Genomic DNA, 18,338 nt, shown 5'->3' with positions numbered 1-18,338 from the left:
CCGGGCTCCCTCGGTAACTACGCGAGGTGAGCGCCTCTTCCCTCCCCCTTCCGGACCGCGAGCGCGCGGCGCTCGCCGACCTGCTGGACGAGCTCGGTCCCGACGCGCCGACCTGCTGCGAGGGGTGGACCACCGCCCACCTCGCCGCGCACCTGGCCGTCCGCGACCGGCGCCCCGACGCCCTCCCGGGCTACGGCCTGGAGATGCTGCCCGGCGGGCAGCGCCTGGCCTGGTGGTCGCACCGGCTCGAGGACCGGCTGCGCGACTCCACGCCCTACGGCGAGGTGGTCGACCGGGTGCGCAGCGGGCCGCCGCCGTGGTCGCCGATGGCCCTGCCGGCCGCCGCGGAGGCGTTCAACGTCTCGGAGTTCGCGATCCACCACGAGGACGTCCGCCGGGCCCAGCCCGGCTGGGAGCCACGGGTGCTGCCCCGCGAGGACCAGGACCAGCTGTGGGGCGGGCTGCGTCTCTACGCCCGGCACGCCGCCGGGCGCCGCGGCCTGGTGCTGCGCCGCGCCGACGTCCCCGGCGAGGAGAAGCGCCTCGGCGGCGGCGGGCGCACGGTCACCGGGGAGCCGCTGGAGCTCATGCTGTGGGCCTCTGGCCGCCGGGACGTCGCCCGGGCGGAGATCTCCTAGCGGCTGGGGGCCGCGTCCAGCGGGACGGAGCGGACCGCGCCCCGGTCCGCGGACTGCGCGAAGGCGGCGTAGGCACGCAGCGCCGTGGAGACCGGTCGCTCCCGGTCGCGCGGCCGGTAGCCCTGCCCAGCCTCCAGCGCGGCCCGACGGGCGGCCAGCTCGGCCTCGCCCACCTCGAGGGTGATGCCGCGACCCGGGATGTCGATCGTCACGGGATCACCGTCCTCGACCAGGGCGAGAACGCCGCCGGCCGCCGCCTCGGGCGAGACGTGTCCGATCGACAGGCCCGAGGTGCCGCCGGAGAAGCGCCCGTCGGTCACCAGCGCGCAGGCCGCCCCCAGGCCCCGGCCCTTGAGGAACGAGGTCGGGTAGAGCATCTCCTGCATCCCCGGGCCGCCGCGGGGGCCCTCGTAGCGGACGACCACGACGTCACCGGCCCGCACCCGGCCGGTGAGGATGGCGTCGACGGCCTCCTCCTGCGACTCGACGACCACCGCCGGGCCGCTGAACCGGAGGATCGACTCGTCCACTCCGGCGGTCTTCACCACGCACCCGTCGACGGAGAGGTTCCCGCGCAGGACCGCCAGGCCGCCGTCGGTGCTGTAGGCCGCGGCGGCCGAGCGGATGCAGCCACGCTCCGCGTCGAGGTCGAGGCTCTCCCAGCGCTCCGACTGGGAGAACGCCGTCGCGGAGCGCCGGCAGCCGGGTGCGGCGTGGAACAGCTCGACGGCCTCACGGGTCGCCCGCCCACCGCGGACGTCCCAGTCGTCCAGCCAGCTGCGCAGGTCCGGGGAGTGCACCGTCCGGACGTCGCGGCGGAGCAGCCCGGCCCGGTCGAGCTCACCGAGGATCGCGGGGACACCGCCGGCGCGGTGCACGTCCTCGACCAGGTGGGGGCCGTTGGGCGCGACCTTGGCCAGGCACGGGGTGCTGCGGGAGATCCGGTCGACGTCGTCGAGCGTGAAGTCCAGCTCCGCCTCGGAGGCGGCGGCGAGCAGGTGCAGGATCGTGTTGGAGGAGCCGCCCATGGCGATGTCCATGGCCATGGCGTTCTCGAAGGCGGCGGCGCCGGCGATCGCGCGCGGGAGCACCGCGGCGTCGTCCCGCTCGTAGTGGGCACGGACCAGCTCCATGACCGTGGTGCCCGCGGCCTCGTACAGCTCCCGGCGGGCGGTGTGCGTGGCCAGCGTGGTCCCGTTGCCGGGGAGGGCGAGGCCGAGCGCTTCGGTGAGGCAGTTCATCGAGTTGGCGGTGAACATGCCCGAGCAGGATCCGCAGGTGGGGCAGGCGGCCTCCTCGATGCGGCCGAGGTCCTCGTCGGAGACCGCCGCGCTGGCGGAGTCGGCGATGGCCGTGACGAGGTTCAGGCCGGTGCGCACGGTGCCGTCGACCAGCGTCGCCGTCCCGCCTTCCATCGGACCGCCGGAGACGAAGACGGTGGGGACGTCCAGCCGCAGCGCGGCCATGAGCATGCCGGGCGTGATCTTGTCGCAGTTGGAGATGCAGACCAGCGCGTCGGCGCAGTGCGCCTGGACCATGTACTCGACCGAGTCGGCGATCAGATCGCGGGAGGGCAGCGAGTAGAGCATCCCGCCGTGCCCCATCGCGATGCCGTCGTCGACGGCGATGGTGTTGAACTCCCGCGGCACGCCGCCGGCCGCGGCGACGGCCTCGGACACGATCCGGCCGACCGGTTGCAGGTGGGTGTGGCCGGGGACGAACTCGGCGAAGCTGTTGGCGACGGCGACGATCGGCTTGCCCAGGTCGGCGCCGTCGACGCCCGCGGCGCGCAGCAGAGCGCGCGCACCGGCCATGTTCCTGCCGGAGGTGACCGTCCGGGAGCGCAGCGGGGGCATGGGACCAGGAGGCCACGTCCCGACGCCGGGACGGTAGACGCTGCCACTACCAGTAGTGCCACTACTAGGTTCGGGGCATGACGAGGGAGGCCCGGCGCAAGGAGCTCGGCACCTTCCTGCGCAACCGGCGGCTCGCCCTGTCACGGCAGGACTTCGGGCTGCCGAGCCCGGCGCGGGCGCGGGGCACGGGCTTGCGCCGGGAGGAGGTCTCGGCCTTCGCCGGGGTGAGCGTCACCTGGTACACGTGGCTGGAGCAGGGGCGGGACATCAACCCGTCCCGGCAGGTCCTCGAGGCGCTCGGCCGGGTGCTGCGCCTGACGGCGTCGGAGACGGCCTACCTGCTTTCTCTCGGCGGCTACGCATCCCGGCCGCCGGACGAGGACGCGCGCGTTCACGACGTCGCCCCGCCGCACATCCAGCGGCTGCTCGACAGCCTGGCCTTCCCCGCCTTCGCGGTGGCCGCGGACTGGACCATCGTCGGCTGGAACGCCCCGTACGCCGCCCTCTACTCGCGGATCACCACCCTGGACCCGGCCGACCGGAACCTGCTGTGGGTGGTCTTCACCGATCCCCACCTGCGCGACATGCTGCCCGACTGGGCGCACGCCAACCGGCACTTCGTGGCCGAGTTCCGCGCCGAGTCCGGCGCCCGGCTGGGGTCGAGCGCCCACTCGGCGCTGATCGCCCGCCTGGCCGAGGCCAGCGCGGAGTTCCGCGAGCAGTGGGCCGACCTGACCGTCGAGGGCTTCACCTCGCGCCGCCGCAGGTTCGTGCACCCGACGGCCGGCGTGCTGGACTTCGAGCACCACCGGCTGGTGCCCTCGGACCACCCGGACCTGCACATCGTCGCCTACGTCCCCGAGCGCGGCAGCGGAACCGCGGCCTGGGTCGCGGGCCTCGCGACCTAGCCGAGCGGGTGGTCGGCCTCGGCGCGCACCGGTAGCCCGGCGGCGGCCAGCGCGCCCTTCACGTCGCCGATCCGCAGCACGCCGAAGTGGAAGACGCTGGCGGCCAGCACCGCGTCGGCACCGGCCTCGACGGCGGGCGGGAAGTGCTCGGAGGCGCCCGCTCCCCCGCTGGCGATCAGCGGCACGGAGACCTCGCGGCGCACCTGGGAGATCAGGTCGGTGTCGAACCCCGCCCGGGTGCCGTCGGCGTCCATGGAGTTGAGCAGGATCTCCCCCGCCCCCAGCTGCGCAGCCCGGATGCACCACTCGACGGCGTCCTGGCCGGTGCCGCGGCGCCCGCCGTGCGTGGTGATCTCGAAGCCGGACTCGGTCTGCGCGCCGTCCCGGCAGCGGCGGGCGTCGAGGGAGAGCACCAGCACCTGGTTGCCGAACCGGTCGGCGATCTCGGCGATCAGCTCCGGCCGGGCCACCGCGGCGGTGTTGACGGCGACCTTGTCCGCGCCCGCGCGCAGCAGCCGGTCGACGTCGTCGGGGCTGCGCACGCCGCCGCCGACGGTCAGGGGGATGAAGACGCTCTCCGCCGTCCGGCTCACCACGTCGTAGGTGGTCGCGCGGTCGCCGGAGCTGGCGGTGATGTCGAGGAAGGTGAGCTCGTCGGCCCCCTCGGCGTCGTAGACCCGGGCCATCTCCACCGGGTCGCCGGCGTCGCGGAGGTCGACGAAGTTGACGCCCTTCACCACCCGGCCGGCGTCGACGTCCAGGCACGGGATGACGCGGACCGCGAGGCTCACGCCGGCACCCCGCGCACGGCGTCCGCCTCGATCTCCACCAGCAGCGCCGGGTCGATCAGCGCCGACACCTCGACCATCGTCGCCGCCGGCCGGATGTCGCCGAAGACCTCGCCGTGGGCCCGGCCGACCTCCTCCCAGCGGCCGATGTCGGTGACGTACACCCGGGTCCGGACGACGTCGGCGAGGCTGAACCCGGCCCGCTGCAGCGACGTCCCGATGGTGGTGAGGATCTGGCGGGTCTGCGCGGCGGCGTCGCCGGGGTGCACGACGGAACCGTCGACGGTGGCCGTGGTGCCGCTGACCCAGGCCGTGTCGCCGCGGACGACGATCCGGCTGTAGCCGATCACCGGCTCCCAGGGGTTGGCCGAGCCCAGGTTGAGCACCGTCATGCCAGGTCCTCGGTGAGCCGCAGCGCCTCCGGCAGGGTGAACTGACCGGCGTAGAGCGCCTTGCCGACGATGGCGCCCTCCACCCCGATCGCGGCGAGGCCCGCGAGCGCGCGGATGTCGTCGAGGGAGCTCACGCCGCCCGAGGCGACGACCGGGCGCGGGGTGGCGGCGCAGACCTCGCGCAGCAGGTCCAGGTTCGGGCCCTTGAGCGTGCCGTCCTTGGTGATGTCGGTGACCACGTAGCGGGCGCAGCCCTCCGCGTCGAGGCGGGCGAGGGTCTCGTAGAGCTCACCGCCCTCCTTGGTCCAGCCGCGGGCGGCCAGCCGGGTGCCGCGGACGTCGAGGCCGACGGCGATCCGGTCGCCGTGCTCGGCGATGGCCCGGGCACACCACTCCGGCGATTCGAGCGCGGCGGTGCCGAGGTTCACCCGGCGGCAGCCGGTGGCCAGGGCGGCGGCCAGCGACTCGTCGTCCCGGATGCCGCCGGACAGCTCGACGTCGACGTCGAGCTCGCCGACGACGCGGGCGAGCAGCTCCCGGTTGCTGCCGCGGCCGAAGGCGGCGTCGAGATCGACGAGGTGCACCCACTCGGCGCCGTCGCGCTGCCACTGCATCGCGGCCTCGAGGGGGTCGCCGTAGGAGGTCTCGCTCCCGGCCTCCCCCTGCACGAGACGGACGGCCTGGCCGTCGGCGACGTCGACGGCGGGGAGCAGCTGCAGCTTCGGCACGGGGTGCAGCCTAGGGACCGGCGATCCGGGACCCGGCGTCAGCTCCCGGTCGCGTGCCGGGCGGCGAACCGGCCGGGGGTCATCGCGGTCACGCGGGCGAAGTCACGGGTGAAGTGAGACTGGTCGGCGTAGCCGAGCACGGCCGCCACCTGGCCGATGCTCGCCGGGTTCCCGCGCAGCCGCTCGGCCGCCTCCTGCAGCCGGCGGCGCTGGATGAGCCACTTCGGGGTCAGCCCCAGGCGGCGGTGCACGAGCCGCTGCAGCGCCCGCTCCGACAGCCCGAAGCGCTCGCACACCTGCGCGACGCGGACGACCTCCCGGTCGCCCTCCACGAAGGCGACCACCTCGTTGACGAGGAGGCCCTCGTCGTCGACCGGCAGGAACGGCCGCAGCGCGTCGCCGAACGCGGCCATCGCCGCGGCGTGCGCGTCCGGGGAGTTCGGATCCCGCGCCATCGCGGCGCGGACCCGTGCGGTCAGCTCCTCGCCGGCGGCACCCAGGACGTCGGCGACGTCCACGTGCCGGTCGGTGAAGTCGCTCATCGGCCCGCCGGCGACCAGCGCGCCCGCCGCCGGCGCGCACATGACCCCGACGGCCCACCCGGTGCCGCTCAGCATCGTCGTGGACAGCCCGGAGACCACGCCGTAGAACCGGGCGTAGCCGGAGGCGACCACCACCAGCGCCACCGGGTACTGCAGGACCCGCTGCGGTGCCTCCCGGCTCGAGGGCACCGACCACACCGGGATCCAGAACCGCTGCAGCAGCCCGTCGAACTCCGGCTCGGCGGCATACCGGTGGATGACGTGCGAGGCGTCTCCGGGGTCCTTGAGGTGCGCGCGCTCGACGTGGTCCATCGCGGCCGGCGCCCCGGGGCTGTCGGGTTTCATCAAGACCGAGCCTGCCGCACGCTCCTACGTTCCAGGGCATGACTTCTCCCGCCAGGAGCCACGAGGCCGCCGACCGCCCCCTCTCCGCGCTGCTCGACGCCGTGCCCCCGGCCGGCTGGACCCGCCCCTCCCCGTGCGAGGGCTGGACCGCCGCCGACGTCGTCGAGCACATGATCGGGACGCAGCGGGACTTCCTCACCACGCACGGCGTCGACCTGGGCGAGGCACCCGACGTCGCCGCCGATCCGGCCGCCGCCTGGCGGGAGCACGCGACGCGGGTGGCCGAGGCGGTGTCCGACGAGGCCGTGGCCGCCCGCGCGTTCGACGGCTTCTTCGGCCCCACCACGGTCGGCGCGGCCTTCGAGCAGTTCTACGTCTGGGACATGGTCGTGCACCGCTGGGACGTCGCCCGCGCCGTCGGCGCCGACGCAGGCCTCACCGACGAGGAGCTGGACCGGATCGAGGCCGGCGCGGACGTCTTCGGTCCGGCGCTGCACATGGACGGGATCTGCCGCCCCGCCCTGGACGTGCCCGAGGACGCCGACCGGACGAGGCGGATCCTGGCCCGGCTCGGCCGGCGGGCCTGACCGCCCGCGGCGGCCCTGCGGCAAGCTGAAGGCGTGGAGTTCGCCGACGTCGTCCGCCGCCGCCGCATGGTGCGCGACTACGACCCCGACCGGCCGGTGCCGCCCGAGGTGCGCGACAGGTTGCTCGAGCACGCCATCCGGGCGCCGTCCGCCGGTTTCAGCCAGGGCTGGGCGTTCCTGGTGCTGGAGACGGTCGAGGAGCGCGACCGCTTCTGGTCGGCCACGACCGGGGACGGTGCGCCCGACCGGTGGCTCACCCGCATGCGCCGGGCGCCGCTGCTCATCGTGCCGCTGGCCAACAAGAGCGCCTACCTCGACCGCTACGCCGAGCCGGACAAGGGCTGGACCGACCGCGACGAGGTTCGGTGGCCGGTGCCGTACTGGGACGTCGACGCCGGCATGGCGAGCCTGCTCATGCTGCTCACCGCGGTCGACGAGGGTCTGGGCGCCTGCTTCTTCGGCGTCCCGGCCGAGCGGTTGGAGGACTTCCGCGCGGCCTTCGGGGTGCCCGGGGAGTACCGCCCGGTCGGCTGCGTGTCGGTCGGCTACCCGGGTGCCGACGACCGCCGGTCGCCGTCGCTGCGGCGGGGACGGCGCGGCGTCGACGAGGTGGTGCACCGCGGCCGCTGGTGAGCCCGGACGTCCGGTGAGCGCGCCCTCATCCGGCTCTCATGCCTCGTTCACCCCCGCCCCCCAGGCTGGCGAGGTGGACACCGCCCCCCTCGGCCCGGCCCGGGTGCCGCCGTCGTGGCCGCCCTCCCTGCAGCTCCTCCTCGGCGAGCCGGCCGCGGAGCTCTGGTCCGCGGTGCTCGGCCCGCTCTCCGGCCGGCTGCGCAGCCTCACGCCGACCACGGCGACGCTGCGCCCGGACGGCACGGCGACCGTCCGCCACACCGCCGTCGTCGACTGGGCCGACGGGCGGGCCACCCGCGAACACCTCGCGGCGACCACCGGGGCCGCGATCCCGCCGGGGGCCGCCGTCGTCGAGGGCGAGGTCGAGGGCACGCCGGTCACCGTGGGGCTCTGGCGGTGGCCGCTGGACCCCGCACTGCCCGGGCTGGGCTGGGCCACCTCCGCGGCCGGCGTCGCGGAGCGGCTGGGCTCGCTCGGCATCGACGTCGGCGCACCTCAGCTGCGGTTGCGCGCGTACCGGCCGGGCCGGCGCGCGGTGGTGGAGGTGAGCTCCCCCCACGGCCGCTGGTTCCTGAAGGTCGTGCGCCCGACGGCGGTCGCGGACCTCGTGGCCCGGCACGCCGCCCTCGGGGCGGCGGTCCCGGTGCCGCGCGTGCTGGCGAGCACCGGCGACGGCGTCGTCGTGCTGCCCGGTCTGCCCGGCACGCCGATGCGGACGGCCCTGACCGGGGACCCGGACCAGCTGCCCGACCCGCCGGCCCTCGACGCCCTGCTGGACCGGCTCCCCGCGGTGGACGGCTCGGGCCGGCGGCGGGCTCCCGACTCGTCGGCGCGGGTGCGGTCGCACGCCACCGTGGTGGGCACGGTGTGCCCGGTCCTGGTCCCGCGCCTGGAGCGGCTCACGGCAGCGGTGGCAGCGGGCGCCGGCGACCACCCCGTCGTCCCGGTGCACGGCGACTTCTACGAGTCCCAGCTGCTCGTCGAGGGGGGCCAGGTGGTGGGGCTGCTCGACGTGGACACCGCCGGGCCTGGGGCTCGGATCGACGACTGGGCGACGCTCGTCGCCCACCTGGCCCTGCTGGAGGGGCTGCTGCCCGACCCCGCGCCGGTCGCGGCCTACCGAAAACGGGTGCTCGCGTTCCTCGGCGCGCGCTGGCCCGACGGCGAGCTGCGGGCCCGGGTGGCCGGGGTCCTCGTGGGCCTGGCGACCGGGCCGTTCCGCGTGCAGCAGCCGGACTGGGGTGCCGCGACCGAGGCGCGGGTGTCGCTGGCGGAGGAGTGGGCCGGGCTCAGGTGAGAAGGCGCTCACCGGCATGAGAGGGCGCTCATCGCGGTCTCCCGGAGGTCTCACCGGGGCCGGGCAGCGTGGAACTCGACAGCGCACCACACACTTCTTGGAGGAATCGCCATGACCCGCACGCCCGCCACCTGGAAGGTCATCACCTTCGGCACCGCGCTCACCGGACTCGGCGCCGCCGGGATCGGTGTGGCCACCGCCGCCGACGGCGGCCCGGCTCCGCAGCCGCCGGCGGCCATCTCCGTCGCCGCCGACAACAGCCCCGACGCCTCGCCCGACACCGCCGTCGACGCCTCCGCGGACACCGCGGACAGCTCGGCCGGCAGCGCCACCGACAGCCCCGACGTCGTCCCGGCCGGCGCGGCACCCGCTGCGGACAGCGCCGACATCGACAGCCCGGACATCCAGAGCCCCGACGTCGACAGCCCGGACACCCCCAGCGCCGACAGCGTCGACTGATCCACCGGCGCCCGACGGCCCGGGTCCCCCTCCCGGAGACCCGGGCCGTCGGCCGTCCACCTCCGACTGCGTCCCGGCCGGACGGGCAGCCGGCGGGCGGGATGGCCGGTCAGGCCGACGTCAGGCGGTACCCCATGCCGCGCACCGTCTCGATGCGGTCGGCCCCGAGCTTCTTGCGGAGGTAGCGCACGTACACGTCGACGACGTTGGACCCCGGGTCGAAGTCGTAGCCCCACACGTGGCTGAGCAGCTGCTCGCGGGCCAGGACCTGACCCGGGTGGCGCAGGAAGGTCTCGGCCAGGGCGAACTCCCGGGCGGACAGGTCGACGGTGCGCCCGGCGACGTCGGCCCGGCGGGTCCGCAGGTCGAGCGAGAGCTCCCCGACGGTCAGCACGGTCACCTCGGTCTCGCGGGCGCCGGCCAGCCGCAGCCGCACCCGGGCGAGGAGCTCCTCGAAGCGGAAGGGCTTGGGCATGTAGTCGTCGGCCCCGCCCTCCAGCCCGGCGACGGTGTCCTGGACGCTGTCCCGCGCCGTCAGCACGATCACCGGCACGGCGCAGCGCTCGGCCCGCAGCGCCCGCAGCACTGCGAACCCGTCGAGAACGGGCAGCCCGATGTCCAGCACCACCAGGTCGAAGTCGCCGCTGCGGGCGCGGTCGAGCGCGGACAGCCCGTCGCCGACCACGGCGGTGACGAAGCCGTTGGCCCGGAGGCCCTTCTCGACGAACGCGGCGATCCGCGGCTCGTCCTCGGCGATCAGGACTCGGCTCACCGCGGTCCTCCCTCGGTGGGTGCGGCCGCCGCGGGCGTGGTGCCCATCGGCGGGGTGGCGAGCGCGTCGTCGACGGTGCTGGTGGTGGCGGCCCGCAGGTCCCCGGGGTGGGCGTCGGCCGGGTGCGGTCCGCGCGGCGGCGCCGGCCGGGCGGGCAGGACCAGGGTGAAGGTCGCGCCCTCCCCCGGGCGGCTGTGCAGCTCGACGCGGCCACCGTGACCGGCCGCGATGGCCCGCACGATCGACAGCCCCAGACCCGCCCCGTCGCTGCGCCGGGCACCGGAGCTGCCGCGGGCGAACCGGTCGAAGATCCGCGCCTGGTCCTCCGGCGGTACACCCGGGCCGGTGTCGTCGACCCACACCAGGAGCTCGTCCCCGCTGAGCCGGCTGCCCAGCACGATCCGGTCCCCGACCGCGGTGTGCTGGACGGCGTTGTCGGCCAGCGCGACGACCGCCTGCGTCAGCCGCTGGGGGTCCAGCAGCAGGTCGGCACGGGCGACGGCGCCCAGCTGCCAGTCGCGGTCCCCCAGCTGCCGGACCTTCCCGAACACCTCCGCGGTGAGCTCGGCGACGTCGACCGCCTGCGCGCGCACGAACTGCGACTGCTCGGCACGGGCCAGCAGGAGCAGCTCGGAGACCATGCGGTTCATCCGCTCCAGCTCGTCGTCCACGAGGGCCACGGTCTGCCGGACGTCGCCGGGGTCGGACGGATCGAGGACGTCGAGGTGCCCCCGCACGATCGTGATCGGCGTCCGCAGCTCGTGACCGGCGTCGTCGAGGAACCGGCGCTGGGCGGCCACGCCTGTCTCCACCCGGTCGAGCATCGCGTTGACGGCCACGGCGAGGTCTCCGAGCTCGTCCGCGGGGCGGTCCTCGACGGGGATCCGACCGGAGAGGTCGGTCTCGGTGATGCCCTGAGCGGTGGCGGCGACCGCCCGCACCGGCGCGAGCACGCGGCCGGCCACGACCCACGCGCCCGCGGCGGCCAGGAGCACCGTGACCGCGCCGACGCCGAGCATGAGCTGGGCGGTGTCGTCGGCGGCCTGGCGTTCCTGGTCGGCGAAGTAGGCGACGACCGCTACCCCGTGCGCCGGATCGCCCTCCAGCGCCACCGGGACGGCGAGGTAGCGCACCTCACCGGCGCCGCTGTCGTACCGCCCCGCCGTGGTCTCGGTCACCGATCCGACGAGCTCGGTGAAGGCCGCGTCCTCGCTGAGCAGGACCGGGGCCTCGATGCGGCTCTGGAAGCGGTACTCGCCGTCGACGTAGCCGAGGAACTTCTCGTTGGGCCGGGCGAGGTTGTAGGTGATCGCGGTCTGCAGGACGTCGGCCACCGAGGCGAACGGCGCACCGGTCTCCGGGTCGATGCCGGACGCCACGATCTGGGAGAACTCCGTGACCTCTGCCTCCAGCGCCACGTCCATCCGCTGGTCGGTGGCACGGACCAGCAGCCGCCAGGTCACCAGCGTGACCAGGGCGAGGGCGAGCAGGACCAGCAGCAGGACCCAGCCGATGATCCGGGTCCGGGCGGCCCGGGGCGCCAGCCGACGCCGGGCGTCCTGCCGCCACCCGGGCGAGGTCGGTTCCTCGGTCGTCACGGTCGGGTGGTCACGGTCGGGTCGTCACCGTTCAGTCGTCGCCGTCGTCGTCCGGGCCGTCGTCGTCCCCGTCGTCATCATCGTCGTCGGAGATCGGGGGCGGCGGCACGACGTCCGGGCGCGGCTGAGCGGGCGGGGGTGCGGGCGCGGGCGCGGCGGGCGGCGGTCCGTCCGGCGCGGGATCGGGTCCGACCGAGGGGGACGCGCCCGGATCGCCCGGCACCACGGGCGCGGGCACGTCGATCGGCGACGGCACCGGCCGGGCGCCGCCGCCGCCGGTGGCATCGAGCACCGCCCACGCCGCCCCGGCCGCCACCAGGACGGCCAGGACACCGGCGAGGACGACGGGGAGGGAGCGGCGCGGCACGGGGGTGAGCCTTCCTCCTGGCGGTGACGAGGTGGTGAGAGCCCGATGAGAGGTCTCTCATGCGTCACGGGCGGCGCGCGCGGCCCAGGTCGGACACGGCGGTGACCAGCACCAGGTCCGAGCCGTGCGCGCCGGCGACGTCCACCCCCTCGGGTCGGGGCTCGAACCCCGGCAGCCCGGTGAGCCCGTCGCTGCCGTCGGTGGCACGCAACCGCACCGGGCCGTCGCCGGTCACGGTGACGCTCACCAGCAGCCCGTCGGCCGGGGGCGCGTGGAAGGTGACCCGCAGGCGGTCGCTCCCCAGCGCCGCGTCGGGAACCGCCCGGCCGGAGATCCGGGCACGGGTCACCAGGCCGTCGTCGACGGTCAGGTCGAGGTCCACCAACCGGACGGAGCCGCGCCGCGGCGTCACCCGCACCGTGAGTTCCCGCCGCTCGCCGCGCACCTCGTCGGAGACGACGGCGACCTCGGGCGCCGGTAGGTCGGCGGGCTCGGCCGCCCCGGTGAGCACCGGCCGCCCGGCGAGGTAGGGGAGGTCGGCACCCAGGTCACCGGGTCCGTCCACGAAGCGGTCGGTGTACTCCGCCGGCGACGTCTCGGTGCTCACCCAGCGGGCCCGGCCGGCATCGGTGTCCAGCACGTAGGCCAGCCGGGTCGGCACCGGGTGGTCGGCGTCGAACCGGTCGACGGCGAGCCCGGTAGCCACGCACGCCCCGGCCGCCACCAGCGCGGTGACCGGCACCGCCGCCGACGCGATCGGGCGCCACTCCTGACCGGGATCGGGGAACAGCAGTTCCCAGGCCGGGAGCAGGACGACGGCGGCCAGCGCCACCACCAGCGACGGCGCGGCCGCCGCTGACATGCCCAGCGCGGGGAGGAACAGCGCGGCGGTGGGCACCAGCACGAGCACCGCGACCGCACCGGGAACGAGCGCGGCGCCGACGCCCACCACCCGGCCGGGCGCCAGGACGGCGACCGTGCCGGCGAGCCCACCGGCCAGCGCCGGCCACGCCGCCAGGTACGACCCGCCGGGCGCGGCCGCGGCGAGCACCGCCGCCAGGACGGCGACCCAGACCAGCGCCCCGGCGGCCAGCGCCGCCGGGCCCACCCGGCGGCGCAGCAGCGCGTGCCAGAGCAGCACGACGGCCAGCACGACGGCGACGGCGGCCAGCCGGAACCAGCCCGGCCGCCAGGGGTCCAGCATCGAGGCGTACTCCGGCCGCACCGCGACCAGCGCCCGCCAGAGGCCCTGGGCCGCCAGCGGCGCGAGCACGAGGGGCAGCAGGGGGAGGCCTGTCGCCGCCGCCGTCCGCCGCAGCGGGGTTCCGCCGCGCCGTTGCAGCGCCCACACGAACCCCGCGGCGGCGACCAGCGCCGCGCCGGCCAGCGGCCACACCAGCCGGCCGGGGTACCGCACGAGCAGGCCCGGCAGCGGGAAGTGCGTCGCGTCGTCGTCGGCCGGCCGGGCCAGGGCACCCAGATCACGGTTCCCCAGCTCCCGGGTCAGCGCCAGCGCGTTGTCACCGAGGGCCTGCAGGCTGCCGCGGTCGAGCCGCTCCGGGGTGTCCTGCGGGGAGTGGTAGGCCGCGGCGCCGTCGACGAACGCAGTGTTCATGCCGGTGAAGTCGCCGTCCTCGAGCAGCACGCTGAAGTCGGTGTCGTTGGGCAGCGCGCGGTAGACCTCCACGGCGAAGCTGCTGGCCACCGGGTGCACCGCGGCGTCGGCGAAGACCTCGGCCAGCCCCGCGTTGCCCGGCGACGTCTCGAACATGATCGGCGGTCCGGTCGTTCCGCGGGCCTCGAGGTTGAGCACCACTCCCCCGCCGGCCAGCGGGTGGGAGGCGGTGAACGCCTCGGCGCCGCACAGGCAGGCCTCCTCGGCGTCGGTGAGCACGACGACGACGTCGTTCCGCAGCGCCGGCCCCTCCGTGAGCGCCCGCACCGACTCCAGCACCGCCGCGACCCCGGCCGCGTCGTCCGCGGCACCGGGACCGGCCGCCACCGAGTCGTGGTGGGCCACCAGGTGGAGCCGGCCGGTGGAATCGGTGCCGGGCAGTACCGCGACGACGTTGCGCACGCGGGCCATGCGTGCCTCGCCCACACCGCCGCTGCGCGCCCCGACGGCGTTCTGCACCCGGGTGTCGAGGCCGAGCCCGGTCAACGTGGTCACCAGGCGGTCGACGACCCGGTCGTTCTCCGCGCTGCCGGCGACGTGGACGCCGGCGGCGATCTCCGCCACGTGGGCGAAGGCGCGGGCGGCGCTGAACTCCGTCGCGGGAGCGTCGGCCGGCTGCGGCTCCGGCGGCCGCAGCCCGGTGACCGACCAGGCGGCGAGGGCCAGCAGCAGCGCGAGGACGGCGAGGCCGGCGAGCCGGCCGGGTCGCCGGGCGGGGCGGGACGTCGGTCTCGCGGGCACGCCGGCCTCCTGAGCAGCACCGGGACGGGACGCCGGAACCCTAGGCGGCTCGTGCGGCCCGGTCAGGCAGGCGCGACCCGGGAGCGGCGGGCGCCGGTGCACACCGGCTGGTTGACTGCCCGCGTGGCCGACTCCAGCGACTCCCGCGCCGTTCTCGTCACCGGTGCCTCGCGGGGCATCGGACGGGCGATCGCCCACGCCTTCGCCGAGCGCGGCGACCGGGTGGCGGTGCACTACGGCAGCTCCCGGGAGGCGGCCGAGCGGGTTGCCGCGGAGCTGCCCGGTCAAGGCCACGTGGTGGTGCGGGCCGACGTCGCCGACGCCGAGGCCGTCGGGGCGGTGGTCGACGAGGCAGCGGCCGCACTCGGTGGGCTGCAGGTGCTGGTGAACAACGCCGGGGTCTACACGGCGCACCCGCCGCTGGAGACGTCCTGGGCCGACTGGCAGGCGGTCGTGTCGCGCACCCTGCAGGTGAACCTGGTCGGCGCCATGCACGCCACCTTCCGGGCCGTGCCGCACCTGGTCGCGGCCGGCGGCGGCGCGGTGGTCAACGTGACCAGCCGCGGCGCCTTCCGCGGCGAGCCGAACACCCCCGCCTACGGCGCCGCGAAAGCCGGGCTCAACGCCTTCGGGCAGTCGATGGCCCAGGCGCTGGCGCCGCACGGGATCACGGTGGGCAGCGTCGCACCGGGCTTCGTGCAGACGGAGATGGCGCGGGAGATCCTCGACGGCCCGAGCGGGGATGCCGTCCGGGCGCAGTCGCCCTACGGCCGGGTCGCCCGCCCCGAGGAAGTGGCCTCGGCGGTGCTGTGGCTGGCGTCGCCGGACGCGCGCTTCTCGACCGGCACGATCATCGACGTCAACGGGGCCAGCTACCTGCGCAGCTGAGCGGGCCGCTCAGTCGAGCGTGCCGAGCCAGTTGGTCAACAGCTGTGCCCCGGCATCGCCGCTCTTCTCCGGGTGGAACTGCGTCGCCGACAGCGGGCCGTTCTCCACACCGGCGACGAACCGGTCGCCGTGCTCGGCCCAGGTGACCTTCGGGGGCGTGAGCCGCGAGGGCCCGCCGTCCTGGCCGAGCGGGAAGTTCCGGACCCCGTAGGAATGCACGAAGTAGAAGCGCTCGTCCTCGAGGCCGTCGAACAGGACGCTCTCCCGGGGCGCCTGCACGGTGTTCCAGCCCATGTGCGGGAGCACGGGCGCCTCCAGCGGCTCGACGACCCCCGGCCACTCGCCGCAGCCCTCGGCGTCCACGCCGTGCTCGACGCCGCGCTCGAAGAGGATCTGCATGCCCACGCAGATGCCGAGCACCGGGCGGCTCCCGGCCAGGCGGCGGCCGATGATCCGGCGGCCCTGGACGGCGTCCAGCCCGGTCATGCACGCGGCGAACGCACCCACGCCGGGAACGACGAGCCCGTCGGCGTCCAGCGCGGTCCGGAGGTCGGCGGTCACCGTCACGTCGGCCCCGACCCGTTGGAGCGCGCGCTCGGCCGACCGCAGGTTGCCCGAGCCGTAGTCGAGGACCGCCACCTTCTTCACGCCTGCCACGCTACCGACCAGCACAGGAGCGGCCGGAAGTGTTCCCGTCGACCGCCTGCGGGGCCCGTTCACGGCAGGCTCTCGGCGCCGGCCGTCACTCCGGCCGACCGAGGCCCGGAGCCGGCCGCCCCGAGGGCCGCCGGACACCGGAAGCGGGTCCCGTCAAGGACGTCCGGCGGTCTGTGGACGAGCTTGTGACCTGCGGGTTCGCCCTGCGTCGGTCACTGGCCGGCGATATCATCCGTACATGCGTTCGACAGGTGGGTCCGATGTGCGTAGTCGCCTCGAGGCTGCGCTGGACGACCTGGCGGCCGAGGACCTCTCCGGCTGGTTCGGCCCGCAGCTGTTGGACCGGCTCACCGGTCTGCTGACCGCGCAGAACCGGCTCGCGGCGCAGGTCGCCCGCACGGTGCGGGAGTGCGAGGTCTCCCAGGCCCCGGAGCGGGACGGATTGAAGACGATGACGTCCTGGCTGCGCGGGCACGCCAAGCTGTCCCCGGCGGCGGCGTCGAAGGTGGTGCGCAGCGGCCGGGCGCTGGCCGAGCTGCCGGCGGTCACGGAGGCCTTCCGCCGGGGCGAGGTGACCGCCGAGCAGGTTGCGGTCATCACTCCCGTCGTCGACCCCGGGAACGTGGCGGCCGCCGACGCCCAGCAGGTCGAACTGGCCGGGGTGGATGCGGCGCTGGCCGAGGTCGCCGCCGGCTCCGCTTTCGTGCAGCTGCGCCAGGTGGTGGAGCACTACCTGGCCCGGCTCGATCCCGACGGCCCGGAGCCCGATCCGACCGAAGACCGGTCGCTGGTGGTGGTCCGGCACGCCGACGGCAGCGTCACCGGCCGGTTCGACCTGGACGCCGTGGGCGGGGAGAAGGTGCTCACCGCGGTCGAATCCATCATGCAGGCGTCCCGCCCGGCCGGGGACACCCGCACCCGCGCCCAGCAGTCCGCCGACGCCCTGGTCCAGCTCGCCGACAACGCCCTCGCCTCCGGGTCCCTGCCGACCCTGCGCACGGTGAAGCCGCACGTCGTCGTCCGAGTCGACCTCGCCGACCTCGTCGACCCCACCACCGGCCCGGGTGCGGCGCAGACCGGGTTCGGGGCGATGATCTCCGCCGCCCGGGCCCGCTGGCTGGCCTGCGACGGCAACGTCTCCCGGATCGTCATCGGCCCGGACGGGGAGATCCTCGACTACGGCAGGGGGAAGCGGGTCGCCCCGCCGGCGCTGCGCCGGGCCGTGGAGTACCGCGACCGCGGATGCGTGTTCACCGGCTGTGACGCCCCGGCCTCCTGGTGCGACGTCCACCACCTGATCCACTGGATCGACGACGGCCCCACCTCGCTGGAGAACGCAGCGTTGCTGTGCGAACGGCACCACACGAAAGTGCACCACGGGTTCGCCGTCGTTCGAGATGCGCGGGGCCGATGGCACACCTACCGGCCCGACGGCACCGAGATCCTCGTCTTCCCCCTCACCGGAGAACCCGCACGCTCACGCACCGGCTGAGGCACCGACACGAACGACGACCCCGCGCGGGGACCTGCGCGGGGCCCGGCCCGCCGGGAGCTTGCGACCGGTGGGGGCGGGGGCCTTCTCCAGCCACCGGTCGGCCATGCCCAGGGCGAGCACGCGATCGAGCACCGCCCGCAGCGTGGGGTCGACGATGACCAGCTCGAGGAAGCGCTCCTCGTCCCCGCCGCTCACACCAGCCGGAGGATGCCCGACGCGGTCGCCAGCAGCGCGGCCAGCAGCAGGATGACGGCGAAGACGACCTGCGGCCCGGTGCGCCCGGCGGTCTCCGAGTCGGCCCGCCAGATGCTCCAGGCGCCGCCCAGCAGAAACCCACCGAGCACGACGAGGACCAGGCCGAAGTCCACCGGCTACAGGGCGCCCTTCGTGGAGGGCACGTCGGTGACCCGCGGGTCCAGCGCCACCGCGGTCCGCAGCGCTCGCGCCAGGGCCTTGAACTGCCCCTCGACGATGTGGTGGGCATCCCGGCCGGCGTAGAGCACCCGGACGTGCAGGCTGATCCGGGCGTTGAACGCGAAGGACTCCAGGACGTGCTTGGTCAGGCTGGTCGGGTAGTCCGGCCCGATCATCGGGGTCATGTTCTCGGGCTCGGCGTGCACGAAGTACGGCCGGCCCGACAGGTCGACCGCGGCCTGCACCAGTACCTCGTCCATGGGGATGGTCGCGTCGCCGTAGCGGGTGATGCCCTTCTTGTCGCCCAGCGCCTCGGCGAACGCCTGGCCCAGGGCAATGGCGACGTCCTCCACCGTGTGGTGGGCGTCGATGTGCAGGTCACCGTCGGCGCGGACGGTCAGGTCGATGCCGCTGTGCCTGGACAGCGCCGTCAGCATGTGGTCGTAGAAGCCCACGCCGGTGCTGATGGAGCTGGTGCCGGTGCCGTCGAGGTCGAGCTCGACCACGAGCTTGGTCTCGTTGGTCTGTCGCTCGACACGTGCGGTGCGGGTCATGGGC

General features: G+C 75.4%; 21 protein-coding genes. 8 read left to right on the top strand and 13 right to left on the bottom strand.

The features are described from left to right. The first annotated feature begins 26 nt into the window (after positions 1-26). Positions 27-638: a TIGR03085 family metal-binding protein gene (locus ACI791_RS12925; RefSeq protein ID WP_456586402.1), complete on the top strand. Its 612-nt coding sequence runs from the start codon at positions 27-29 to the stop codon at positions 636-638. Here ACI791_RS12925 and ilvD read toward each other — a convergent pair. Next, positions 635-2,494: a dihydroxy-acid dehydratase gene (gene ilvD / locus ACI791_RS12920; protein WP_456586401.1), complete on the bottom strand. Its 1,860-nt coding sequence runs from the start codon at positions 2,492-2,494 to the stop codon at positions 635-637. The genes ACI791_RS12925 and ilvD overlap by 4 nt on opposite strands. Before the next feature lie 77 nt (positions 2,495-2,571). Here ilvD and ACI791_RS12915 point away from each other — a divergent pair, with 77 nt between their 5' ends. After that, a complete protein-coding gene (locus tag ACI791_RS12915; RefSeq protein ID WP_456586400.1) occupies positions 2,572-3,402 on the top strand; it encodes a helix-turn-helix transcriptional regulator in 831 nt (276 codons plus the stop codon). On the opposite strand, the gene hisF is transcribed toward ACI791_RS12915, so the two are convergent. The 4 genes from hisF to ACI791_RS12895 are packed head-to-tail and all read right to left on the bottom strand — an operon-like array spanning position 3,399 to position 6,197. After that, positions 3,399-4,193 (bottom strand): imidazole glycerol phosphate synthase subunit HisF, encoded by a 795-nt coding sequence (gene hisF, locus ACI791_RS12910; RefSeq protein WP_456586399.1) that lies wholly within the window; start codon positions 4,191-4,193, stop codon positions 3,399-3,401. The genes ACI791_RS12915 and hisF overlap by 4 nt on opposite strands. Continuing rightward, positions 4,190-4,582: a RidA family protein gene (locus ACI791_RS12905; protein WP_456586398.1), complete on the bottom strand. Its 393-nt coding sequence runs from the start codon at positions 4,580-4,582 to the stop codon at positions 4,190-4,192. The genes hisF and ACI791_RS12905 overlap by 4 nt, the downstream gene beginning before the upstream one ends. Then, positions 4,579-5,310: a bifunctional 1-(5-phosphoribosyl)-5-((5-phosphoribosylamino)methylideneamino)imidazole-4-carboxamide isomerase/phosphoribosylanthranilate isomerase PriA gene (priA, locus tag ACI791_RS12900; RefSeq protein ID WP_456586397.1), complete on the bottom strand. Its 732-nt coding sequence runs from the start codon at positions 5,308-5,310 to the stop codon at positions 4,579-4,581. The genes ACI791_RS12905 and priA overlap by 4 nt, the downstream gene beginning before the upstream one ends. 38 nt (positions 5,311-5,348) lie before the next feature. Continuing rightward, on the bottom strand, positions 5,349-6,197 hold the full coding sequence (locus ACI791_RS12895) for a helix-turn-helix domain-containing protein (protein WP_456586396.1): 849 nt from the start codon (positions 6,195-6,197) through the stop codon (positions 5,349-5,351). Positions 6,198-6,235: 38 nt separating this feature from the next. On the opposite strand from ACI791_RS12895, the gene ACI791_RS12890 reads away from it, so the two are divergent. The 4 genes from ACI791_RS12890 to ACI791_RS12875 all read left to right on the top strand — a co-directional run bounded on the left by ACI791_RS12890 (position 6,236) and on the right by ACI791_RS12875 (position 9,173). After that, complete coding sequence (locus ACI791_RS12890) at positions 6,236-6,784, top strand: TIGR03086 family metal-binding protein (RefSeq protein ID WP_456586395.1); 549 nt, start codon at positions 6,236-6,238, stop codon at positions 6,782-6,784. Positions 6,785-6,817: 33 nt separating this feature from the next. Further along, positions 6,818-7,417 carry a nitroreductase family protein gene (locus tag ACI791_RS12885; RefSeq protein ID WP_456586394.1) on the top strand — a complete coding sequence of 200 codons (600 nt, stop codon included), beginning with the start codon at positions 6,818-6,820 and terminating at the stop codon, positions 7,415-7,417. Between the two features lie 73 nt (positions 7,418-7,490). Beyond that, positions 7,491-8,714 carry a phosphotransferase gene (locus ACI791_RS12880; protein WP_456586393.1) on the top strand — a complete coding sequence of 408 codons (1,224 nt, stop codon included), beginning with the start codon at positions 7,491-7,493 and terminating at the stop codon, positions 8,712-8,714. 111 nt (positions 8,715-8,825) lie between these two features. Continuing rightward, complete coding sequence (locus ACI791_RS12875) at positions 8,826-9,173, top strand: hypothetical protein (RefSeq protein WP_456586392.1); 348 nt, start codon at positions 8,826-8,828, stop codon at positions 9,171-9,173. A 109-nt stretch (positions 9,174-9,282) separates the two neighbouring features. Here the strand turns inward: ACI791_RS12875 and ACI791_RS12870 are convergent, their stop codons facing one another. From ACI791_RS12870 to ACI791_RS12855, 4 genes are all read right to left on the bottom strand, one after another. After that, positions 9,283-9,945 (bottom strand): response regulator transcription factor, encoded by a 663-nt coding sequence (locus ACI791_RS12870; protein ID WP_347060358.1) that lies wholly within the window; start codon positions 9,943-9,945, stop codon positions 9,283-9,285. Then, positions 9,942-11,543 carry an ATP-binding protein gene (locus ACI791_RS12865; protein ID WP_456586391.1) on the bottom strand — a complete coding sequence of 534 codons (1,602 nt, stop codon included), beginning with the start codon at positions 11,541-11,543 and terminating at the stop codon, positions 9,942-9,944. Before ACI791_RS12865 ends, ACI791_RS12870 begins: the two co-directional genes overlap by 4 nt. Positions 11,544-11,574: 31 nt before the next feature. Continuing rightward, the gene (locus tag ACI791_RS12860) at positions 11,575-11,910 is read right to left on the bottom strand and encodes a hypothetical protein (protein WP_456586390.1); all 336 of its coding nucleotides are present in this window, start codon (positions 11,908-11,910) and stop codon (positions 11,575-11,577) included. A 64-nt stretch (positions 11,911-11,974) separates the two neighbouring features. Further along, complete coding sequence (locus ACI791_RS12855; protein WP_456586389.1) at positions 11,975-14,326, bottom strand: M20/M25/M40 family metallo-hydrolase; 2,352 nt, start codon at positions 14,324-14,326, stop codon at positions 11,975-11,977. Positions 14,327-14,449: 123 nt separating this feature from the next. Between ACI791_RS12855 and ACI791_RS12850 the strand changes: the two genes are divergently transcribed. Next, positions 14,450-15,214, top strand: a complete 765-nt coding sequence (locus ACI791_RS12850; protein ID WP_456586388.1) for an SDR family NAD(P)-dependent oxidoreductase — start codon at positions 14,450-14,452, stop codon at positions 15,212-15,214. Positions 15,215-15,223: 9 nt separating this feature from the next. Here the strand turns inward: ACI791_RS12850 and hisH are convergent, their stop codons facing one another. Further along, positions 15,224-15,862, bottom strand: coding sequence for an imidazole glycerol phosphate synthase subunit HisH (hisH, locus tag ACI791_RS12845; RefSeq protein WP_456586387.1), 639 nt, complete (start codon positions 15,860-15,862; stop codon positions 15,224-15,226). 271 nt (positions 15,863-16,133) lie between these two features. Here hisH and ACI791_RS12840 point away from each other — a divergent pair, with 271 nt between their 5' ends. After that, complete coding sequence (locus ACI791_RS12840) at positions 16,134-17,363, top strand: DUF222 domain-containing protein (protein WP_456586386.1); 1,230 nt, start codon at positions 16,134-16,136, stop codon at positions 17,361-17,363. On the opposite strand, the gene ACI791_RS12835 is transcribed toward ACI791_RS12840, so the two are convergent. Genes ACI791_RS12835 through hisB form a run of 3 tightly spaced genes read right to left on the bottom strand, consistent with a single transcriptional unit; the run spans position 17,349 to position 18,334 of the window. Beyond that, complete coding sequence (locus ACI791_RS12835; protein WP_456586385.1) at positions 17,349-17,561, bottom strand: hypothetical protein; 213 nt, start codon at positions 17,559-17,561, stop codon at positions 17,349-17,351. The two genes, ACI791_RS12840 and ACI791_RS12835, sit on opposite strands and share 15 nt — an antisense overlap. Then, on the bottom strand, positions 17,558-17,734 hold the full coding sequence (locus tag ACI791_RS12830; protein WP_456586384.1) for a hypothetical protein: 177 nt from the start codon (positions 17,732-17,734) through the stop codon (positions 17,558-17,560). The genes ACI791_RS12835 and ACI791_RS12830 overlap by 4 nt, the downstream gene beginning before the upstream one ends. A gap of 3 nt (positions 17,735-17,737) precedes the next feature. Then, positions 17,738-18,334: an imidazoleglycerol-phosphate dehydratase HisB gene (gene hisB, locus ACI791_RS12825; RefSeq protein ID WP_456586383.1), complete on the bottom strand. Its 597-nt coding sequence runs from the start codon at positions 18,332-18,334 to the stop codon at positions 17,738-17,740. Positions 18,335-18,338: the final 4 nt, after the last annotated feature.

This window comes from Blastococcus sp. SYSU DS0973 (assembly GCF_054051055.1).
Note: the sequence above shows the minus strand (reverse complement) of the source record. Positions and strands in the feature narration are given on the sequence as shown.

Coding starts and splice junctions, on each gene's coding strand:
- ilvD (WP_456586401.1), bottom strand. CDS start 2,494: ATGCCCCCGCTGCGCTCCCGGACGGTCACCTCCGGCAGGAACATGGCC.
- ACI791_RS12915 (WP_456586400.1), top strand. CDS start 2,572: ATGACGAGGGAGGCCCGGCGCAAGGAGCTCGGCACCTTCCTGCGCAAC.
- ACI791_RS12905 (WP_456586398.1), bottom strand. CDS start 4,582: ATGACGGTGCTCAACCTGGGCTCGGCCAACCCCTGGGAGCCGGTGATC.
- ACI791_RS12895 (WP_456586396.1), bottom strand. CDS start 6,197: ATGAAACCCGACAGCCCCGGGGCGCCGGCCGCGATGGACCACGTCGAG.
- ACI791_RS12890 (WP_456586395.1), top strand. CDS start 6,236: ATGACTTCTCCCGCCAGGAGCCACGAGGCCGCCGACCGCCCCCTCTCC.
- ACI791_RS12875 (WP_456586392.1), top strand. CDS start 8,826: ATGACCCGCACGCCCGCCACCTGGAAGGTCATCACCTTCGGCACCGCG.
- hisB (WP_456586383.1), bottom strand. CDS start 18,334: ATGACCCGCACCGCACGTGTCGAGCGACAGACCAACGAGACCAAGCTC.